Origin of the sequence: Kineosphaera limosa NBRC 100340 (assembly GCF_000298215.1) — a bacterium.
GTDB lineage: Bacteria > Actinomycetota > Actinomycetes > Actinomycetales > Dermatophilaceae > Kineosphaera > Kineosphaera limosa.
Window position 1 is genome coordinate 18,967 of the sequence record NZ_BAHD01000059.1, and the last position, 8,128, is coordinate 27,094.

General features: G+C 70.6%; 6 protein-coding genes. 2 read left to right on the forward strand and 4 right to left on the reverse strand.

The genetic code is table 11. The features are described from left to right. Positions 1-35 precede the first annotated feature (35 nt). Positions 36-4,982, reverse strand: a complete 4,947-nt coding sequence (locus KILIM_RS15820; RefSeq protein ID WP_006593730.1) for an NAD-glutamate dehydrogenase — start codon at positions 4,980-4,982, stop codon at positions 36-38. Positions 4,983-5,207: 225 nt separating this feature from the next. On the opposite strand from KILIM_RS15820, the gene KILIM_RS24080 reads away from it, so the two are divergent. Beyond that, positions 5,208-5,384 (forward strand): hypothetical protein, encoded by a 177-nt coding sequence (locus KILIM_RS24080; RefSeq protein ID WP_006593731.1) that lies wholly within the window; start codon positions 5,208-5,210, stop codon positions 5,382-5,384. Further along, positions 5,375-5,872: a hypothetical protein gene (locus KILIM_RS24085; protein ID WP_157551761.1), complete on the forward strand. Its 498-nt coding sequence runs from the start codon at positions 5,375-5,377 to the stop codon at positions 5,870-5,872. Before KILIM_RS24080 ends, KILIM_RS24085 begins: the two co-directional genes overlap by 10 nt. Positions 5,873-5,934: 62 nt before the next feature. On the opposite strand, the gene KILIM_RS15830 is transcribed toward KILIM_RS24085, so the two are convergent. The 3 genes from KILIM_RS15830 to KILIM_RS15840 form a co-directional block, all read right to left on the reverse strand. After that, positions 5,935-6,369 carry a DUF6912 family protein gene (locus KILIM_RS15830; RefSeq protein WP_006593733.1) on the reverse strand — a complete coding sequence of 145 codons (435 nt, stop codon included), beginning with the start codon at positions 6,367-6,369 and terminating at the stop codon, positions 5,935-5,937. Then, positions 6,362-7,801, reverse strand: coding sequence for a wax ester/triacylglycerol synthase family O-acyltransferase (locus KILIM_RS15835; protein ID WP_006593734.1), 1,440 nt, complete (start codon positions 7,799-7,801; stop codon positions 6,362-6,364). Before KILIM_RS15835 ends, KILIM_RS15830 begins: the two co-directional genes overlap by 8 nt. Before the next feature lie 68 nt (positions 7,802-7,869). After that, positions 7,870-8,128 (reverse strand): hypothetical protein (locus KILIM_RS15840; RefSeq protein ID WP_217997121.1); only part of this gene is annotated, 259 nt, incomplete at its 5' end.

The following is an 8,128-nucleotide window of genomic DNA, read 5'->3' on the forward strand; positions in this document are numbered from 1 at the left end:
CGCGGGGTAGGACTCGTCCCCGCGGGCGGCTCGGGTCAGGTCGTCGCGTTGCCCGAGCGCACAGCGCTGCGCAGCATGCGCAGCCCCACGGACAGCGACGCCAGGGTCGGCTCGCTGAGCTCCTCCAGCCCGGCGAGCGCCTTGCGGGTGCGCTCCAGGGCCTCGGCGTTGTCGGCCGTCCACTGCTCGATCCGGACCTGCGGGTCGTCCTCGCTGGAGGTCGACTCGAGCACCGCTCGAGCCAGCGCCTCCAAGGCGACGTACAGGTCGTCGCGCATCGCGCTGCGCGCCAGGGAGTCCCAGCGGTCGGCGCGCGGCAGGTCGGTGACCCGCGAGAGCAGGTTGTCGATCTCGAACGAGGCAGACACCGCGAAGTAGACGCCCGCGACCTCCTCTACCGGCAGCGACAGGTCCGTGGCCAGTTCGACGATGTCCAGGCACGAGTAGATGTCGAGCAGGCCGGCCACACCGCGGGCCAACTCGGGCGGGAAGCCCTTGCTGATCAGCGACTCGGTGTCCTTGTCCAGACGGGCCCGCTCGGACCCCTGCAGGAGGGTGTCGATCGAGCCGCGGATCTGCGCGACGCTCGGCCCGAACCGATCGATCTCGGCCCGCACGTCGAGGCGGGCCGGCCGGTTTTGCAGGAACCAGCGCACGGCCCGGTCCAGCAACCGCCGGAACTCCAGGTAGACGCGGGTCTGCGCCGCGGCGCTCACCTCGTTGTCCAGCGCCTCGACCCCGGCGACGAAGGACGCCAGGTCGTAGACCTCACGCGCCACGACGAAGGCGCGCGACACCTGCTCGGCCGTCGCCCCGACCTCGTCCATCGCCCGGTAGACGAACGTGATGCCGCCGCGGTTGACGATGGAGTTGGCCACGGAGTTGACGACGATCTCGCGCCGCAACGGGTGCCGTTCGAGTTGCTCGGCGTAACGCTCGCGGATGGGCTCGGGGAAGTAGTCGCGCAGCGTCTGGTCGAAGAACGGCTCGTCGGGCACGTCGCTGTTCGTCAGGTCGGCCTTGAGGGCCAACTTGGAGTAGGCCACGAGCACCGAGAACTCCGGGGAGGTCAGGCCCATGTTGTCGGCCAGCCGCTCGTCGAGGGTCTCGTCGCTCGGCAAGAACTCGAGGTTGCGGTCGAGCTCGCCCCGCTCGGTGAGCCAGTCCATGAACCGCTCGTGCAAGGTGGCCATCTCGACGCTCTGGGCGCGGGCGTTACCCAGGAGCACGTTCTGCTCGTAGTTGTCCCGCAGCACCTTGAGACCGACCTCGTCGGTCATCGAGGCGAGCAGTTCGTCGCGCTGCTTGCGGGTCAGGTCGTCGTCGCGCACCAGGCCCGTGAGCAGGATCTTGATGTTCACCTCGTGGTCGGAGGTGTCGACACCGGCCGAGTTGTCGATCGCGTCGGTGTTGATCCGCACCCCCGCGAGCGCAGCCTCGATCCGGCCCAGCTGGCTGCAGCCGAGGTTGCCGCCCTCGCCCACCACCTTAACCCGCAGGTCCTTGCCGTTGATGCGGATGGCGTCGTTGGCGCGGTCGCCGATCTGGGCGTCGCTCTCCGAGGCCGCCTTGACGTAGGTGCCGATGCCGCCGTTCCACAGCAGATCGACGGGCGACAGCAAGACGGCCTTGATGAGTTCGGCGGGGGTCATCGTGCGCACCTGCGCGTCGATGCCGAGCGCTGTGCGGATCTGGTCGGTCAAGGTGATCGACTTGGCGGTCCGTGAGAACACCCCGCCACCCTCGCTGATCAGGCTCGTGTCGTAGTCGCCCCAGGAGCTGCGCGGCAGGTCGAAGAGCCGACGTCGCTCGGCGTACGAACTGGCCGCGTCCGGATCGGGATCGATGAAGACGTGTCGGTGGTCGAAGGCAGCGACGAGGCGGATGTGCTCGGAGAGCAGCATCCCGTTGCCGAAGACGTCGCCGCTCATGTCGCCGACGCCGACCGCGGTGAAGTCCTGCGTCTGCGTGTCGTGGCCCATCTCGCGGAAGTGCCGCTTGACCGACTCCCAGGCACCCCGCGCGGTGATGCCCATGCCCTTGTGGTCGTACCCGGCGCTGCCGCCGGAGGCGAACGCGTCATCGAGCCAGAAGCCGTAGGACTGGGCGACCCCGTTGGCGATATCGGAGAAGCTCGCCGTGCCCTTGTCGGCGGCCACGACGAGGTACGGGTCGTCGGGATCGTGACGCACCGTGCGCTGCGGACCGACCACCTCGTCGCCGACGCGATTGTCGGTGACGTCGAGCAGCGCGGAGATGAACAGCTTGTAGGCCTCGATGCCCTCGGCCAGCCAGGCCTCGCGGTCGGCAGCCGGATCGGGCAACTGCTTGGCGTAGAAGCCGCCCTTGCTACCGGTGGGCACGATGACGGCGTTCTTGACCATCTGCGCCTTGACCAGGCCCAGGATCTCGGTGCGGAAGTCCTCGCGCCGGTCGCTCCAGCGCAATCCACCGCGGGCCACCGGACCGAAGCGCAGATGCACACCCTCGACCCGCGGCCCGTAGACCCAGATCTCGAACATGGGGCGCGGCTCGGGCAGGCCGGGGATCTGGCGCGGATCGAGCTTGAGACACACGGTCGGTCGGGGCCGGCCCTCGTCGTCGGCCTGATAGAAGTTCGTTCGCAACGTGGCCTGAATGACCTGCAGGAACGAACGGATGATGCGGTCCTCGTCGAGGCTGGTCACGGTGTCGAGGGCGTGCATGATCGCGTCGACACCGGTTTGCTCGGCGACCTGGCGACTGGCCTCCTGCTGTGCTTCGGGAACATCCGCGAAGCGGTCCGGGTCGAAGCGCACCTCGAACAGCTCGACGAGCAGCCGGGCGATCGAGGCATTGCGCAGCAGGGTGCCCTCGAGATAGGTGTTGCTGAACGTGGTGCCGGCCTGGCGCAGGTACTTGGCGATCGTGCGCAGGCTGACGATCTGACGCCAGGTCAGGCCCGCCGACAGCACGAGCCCGTTGAAGCCGTCGGACTCGGCCTTGCCCCGCCAGACCGCCTCGAAGGCCTCCTGGAACGCCGCCCGCATGCCCTCGGGGCCGCGCCGCCAACTGGCCTCGTCGCGCGCCTTGAGACCGAAGTCGTAGACGTGCACGCCGGCCCCGTCGCTGCGCTGCAACTCGTACGGCCGCTCGTCGGTGACGATGACCCCGAGGTCGGTGAAGTACGGCAGCACCTGGGACAGGGAGACCGGACCGCGCCGGTACAGCTTGAGCCGCCGCTCGCCCTCGGGGGCGCCGGGCGACTGGTAGAGGTTGAGCCGGAAGTCGCCTTCGGCCGCCAACTCTTCGATGTGCTGCAGGTCGGCCACTGCCACGCGCGGGTGGAAGTCCGCCTTGTAGCCCTCGGGGAAGCCGCGTCCGTAGCTGTGCAGCAGTCGGGCCGCGTGCTCTTCGCCGTATTCGGCGCGGGCCGCCTCGGCCAGGTCCTCGGTCCACGTGCGGGTGGCGCCGGCGATGCGGCGTTCCAGCTCGACGACGTCGACATCGCTGCCGTCGTAGCGCTGCGGCAGCCGCACCACGTAGTGCAGGCGGGCCAGGCTGGACTCCGCGACGCGGGTCGTGAACTCGACGGCGTCGGGATCGGTGACCCCGAAGGCCTCGCGCAGCAGCGCCTCCATGCGCAGCCGGACGGTGGTGTTGTACCGGTCACGGGGCAGATACACCAGACACGACATGAAGCGGCCGTAGTCGTCGCGGCGCAGGAACAGCCGGGTGCGCCGGCGCTGCGCCAGGTGCACGACGGACAGCGCGGTCTGCGTCAGCTCTTCCGTGCTGGCCTGGAACAGTTCGTCGCGAGGGTAGTTCTCCAGCACACCGAGCAGGTCTTTGGCCAGGTGGCTGTCGCGGGCGAAGCCGGAGGCCCGCAGCACCCCCTCGACTTTGTCGCCGATGAACGGCACGACGCTGACCGACGACGTGTAGGCGCTGGCCGTGAACAACCCCAGGAACCGCCGTTCGCCGGTGACCTGACCCGACTCGTCGAAGCTCTTGACGCCGACATAGTCGAGATAGGCGTTGCGGTGCACCGGCGAGTGCGAGTTGGCCTTGGTGACGATGAGCACCTTGGGCTCGCGAGCCTTCTCCGCGACCGCGCCCAGCAGCCGCGTGCGCCCACTCTGCTGTCCGCCCGACTCCGAGGCGTCGCCGTCGGCCGCCTCGGTGTCCACGCGCATGAGGCCCAGACCCGACTCGGGAACAGCGGTCAGATACTCCTGGCCGTCCTGCGGGCCGAGCCGGTACTCGCGGTACCCCAGGAAGATGAAGTTGCCGCGGGCCATCCAGTCGAGCAGGGCCGCGGCCTCGCTGACCTCCTGCTCGTCGACGCCCTTGGGCGGGTGCTGCGCGATTTCGTCGGCGATGGCCCGGGCGCGGGCCTGCATGCTCTGCCAGTCCTCCCCCGAGACCCGCACCGCGTCGAGCACCTCTTGCAGGCGCTGCGTGATGTACTCCCGGTCGGGCAGATCGGACTCCCGGTCGATCTGCAGGTGCATCCACGACTCGGCGCCGACCGTCTCACCCGGGTCTGCGGCCTGCGCGACCTGCGGGATCTGGTCAACATCGATGTCGAGCACCTCGAGCAGGCGCCCGCCGGCGTCGCGCCGAACGACGAGTTGGGGGTGCACCAGCACGTGCACGGCCCGATTCTGCCGGTCGAGCTCGGCTGTGACGGAGTCGACGAGAAAGGGCATGTCGTCGGTGACGATCTCGACGACGGTGTGGCCGGTGGACCACCCGAGCTCCTCGACAGTGGGGGTGAACACCCGCACGCGGGCTTGGCCCACCGGACGTTCCAGCGCGAGCGAGCGATGGGACAGGGTGGCCCCGACCAGGTCTTCGGGCCGCCGGTCGACCAGATCCTCAGCGGCTAGATGCCGGTAATAGCGCGCCAAGAGCGCCTCCGGCTCCTCAACTGATCGATCGGCCAGCGCGGCGGCCTCGGCGAGCACATGCTGACGGGACTCTTCGAGAGAAGCGGACATGTCGGCGTATCACCCTCATCGGATCCGTGAGTAGGCACCTCGTCGTGCCCTTCTGCTGACGATGCTAGGGGGCGGCACCGACAAGTAGCGTCAGCCTGCGCAGATCCCGATGAAATCTTCCCGCCAGAACCGCCCTGGTCGATCATACGTGCGACGGCGTGACCAGCGGAGGCAGTCTGTGGATAACTTCCGTGGCTCACGGCCGCGGCCGTCTAGCCTGAGGCGGTGCTGACCTCGCCAGACCTTCCGAGCCCTCCGGAACCGACGAGCCACTGCCCAGCGGCCCTGGCCCTGTTCGAGGAGTTGACCACGCTGTGCCCCGACACCGGAGATGCCCGAACGCAGGCGGCACTGGAGGAGGTGCTCACCCTGGCCTGCGACCGGGTGACGGCATGGATCTGAGCGGCGTCGGCGCGCCGGCGCCTGCGCCGCTGACCTCACCGACCGACGCGGCCGCATGTCGCGCGGCTGCCGCGCGCTTGGAGCAGCACCTACGGCAGGCGCACCAGCCGGAGCACGCCGGGCTGGCCGGCAACGCACCGGCCCGCACAACCCCACACTCTTGCGTGCTGGTTCGCCCTGGGTGTGCAGCCGACGCACGACGGCCGGCTCAGGTGGCGGCACTGCGCGCGCTCGCCGCGGCGCTGGACGAGTTCGGCATGACCCTGGCCGGCCTGCAACTGCGGGAACGGGCGCTGCGCGAACGCGCGACCGCTGCGGCCGGCGCTTCGCCTCCCACCGCGGCTCCGGCCTCGTCGCAGAACGGCAGCCCCTGCGAGCCGGACGAGCCGGCCAACCCGCAGAGCCATCGGCTGCGCAGCGAGGCCGGGCGCGCGCACTCGTTGCTGCGCCGTCAACTTGCCGACATCGCGCACGCGCTGCGGCCCTGAAGCAGCCGGAGGCGCCCGGAAGCGCCCGGAAGGGGGCCTGAAACAACCCGAAGCCACCCGATTCAGGCGGGATCGGCCAGGGTGTCGAGTTCGGCGGCGTCGTACCAGGAGAGCTCGTCGTCCGCGTCCGCGCCGGCCGGCAGCACGTGCAGGGCGACGAGCCGAGCGGGAGGCACCGGTCGGAGCAGGGCCACCTCGAAGCCCCGGTCCGGGTCCTGCCCCCCGCTGGGGGCCAGCCACTGCGCGGGCACGTCGAAGGCGGCGCACACCAGCCCGGCGGCCGGGTCCTGCCCGACGCCGGCGGCCTCGACGGCCGACCACAGGGCGGCGTACTCCAGCTCTTCCTCGTCGTCGTCCGGGAAGGCCGCGCGCGCCCGGTCGGTCACCGCCTGCGCGGGTCGGCCGGTCAGGTCCGCCGGCGTCCCGGCACTCCAGGCGCGCAGTTCCGGCGCGTACACGCGGCAGTACACCCGGGCCTGCGCCCTCGCCTCACTCATGCCGCGATTCTGCCCTGCCCGGGGCCATCCCGACCGCAAGCTCGGCGAGGGCGTCGGGCAGGCAGCCGGCGATGACGTCGAGATCCGGCAGTGCCCCGCGGTCCCCGTTGAGGCCGATGCCCACGACCCCGTCGTAACTGGTCAGGCCGATGCTCAACGCCTGACCTGCGGCTAGCGGCACGACGGGATAACCGGCGACCATGCGCGCCCCGGCGGCGTACATCGGATGCTGGGAGCCGGGCGCGTTGATGACCGCGACATTGAAGAACCGCCGCGACATGGCGTTGGCCATCCGGGCGCCCAGGTGATGCAGCGTGGACGGCGCGAAGCCCGCGAGCCCGACGATGGCGCCGGCGTCGACGGCATGCCGGTCCCGTGCCTCGCGCCGCATCTGGTAAGCGATGCGGTCCAGTCGGACGTACGGATCGGACTCCCCTACCGGCAGGTCGACGACCGCGGCATGTACGTCGCTGACCAAGCCGACCGGCCGCGTCGACTCGCCGACGCTCATGGGCACCAGCGCCCGCAAGATGGTGCCGGTGTGCATCGGTTGCCCGCGGGCGGCCAGCCATGCCGCGAGTGCCCCCGTGACGACCGTCAGCATGACGTCGGTCACCGACACCTGGGGACCCCCGGCGGCGCTCAGGTGGTCGCGTACCGCGCGCAACTCCTCCAGCCGCACCTCGACCATCCGCACCCGCCGCGGGGCACCGGTCACGACGTTGAGGGGGCTTTCCGGTGCCGGCGAGGCGGCCGTCCGGGCCAGCCGACCCGCGACCTCCCCCGCCGCGCCCAACACCCGACTCGCCGAGCGCACGACGTCACCGGCGCCGCCGACGAGCCGGCCGGCCAAGCGTCGTGGGTCGGTGGCCAGACCGGCGATGCTGCGCACGACGAGCTCCAGGTCGCCGGGCTCACGGACCGACACCCGGTCGACCGGCACGGGCGGCTGCGGCGTCGGGGTGTCGTCGAGGATGAGGTGACTCAGGTCGAGGGCGTTGACGCCGTCGACGAGCGCGAGATGGGTCTTGGTGACGATGGCGAAACGATCGTGCTCCAGGCCCTCGACGACATACATCTCCCAGAGGGGATGGGCGCGGTCCAGCGGACGACTCTGAATGCGGCCGACGAACTCCTCCAGCTGGGAGTGGCTCCCTGGGCGGGGCAGGGCCGAGCGACGCACGTGATAGCTCAGGTCGAAGTGCCCGTCCGCGATCCACACCGGCGTGGACAGGCCGCCCGGCACCTCTCGCACCCGTTGCCGGTAGCGCGGAACTTGCTCGATCCGCCCGGCGACGAGATCGATGATCCGTTGCACGTCCGGGCCGGCAGGAGGTGCCTGGAAGATCATGACCGAACCGACGTGCATCGCGCTGCGGGCGCCCTCCAGGTACAGGAAGGACGCGTCCACGGGGGTCAGGCGATCGGGCACCGCCACATGCTCACACACTCGGTGGGTCCGGCGCCCAAGGACGCTGGGTGACAGCGCGGCACCCGGGGTCACACCAGGCCGGCCGGCAGCGGCAGCACTTGCGTCAGCAGCTCGCCGATCGCCGTCTCCAACGGCCCGTCGGGGGCGGCGTCGCAGACCGTGGCGCCGCCACCCAAAGCGGCACCGAGCGCCAGGTCTTCGGGCAGCCGATGCACGGCGGCCACCGACCGGTCGGCGGCCAGCAGGCCGGCCAGCTCCGCGGCCCGGTCGGCGCCGGGCCCCGCCGCGGGCACCTTGTTGAGAGCCACCGGCACGGGCACTCCGAGC

Coding starts and splice junctions, on each gene's coding strand:
- KILIM_RS15820 (WP_006593730.1), bottom strand. CDS start 4,982: ATGTCCGCTTCTCTCGAAGAGTCCCGTCAGCATGTGCTCGCCGAGGCC.
- KILIM_RS24085 (WP_157551761.1), top strand. CDS start 5,375: ATGGATCTGAGCGGCGTCGGCGCGCCGGCGCCTGCGCCGCTGACCTCA.
- KILIM_RS15830 (WP_006593733.1), bottom strand. CDS start 6,369: ATGAGTGAGGCGAGGGCGCAGGCCCGGGTGTACTGCCGCGTGTACGCG.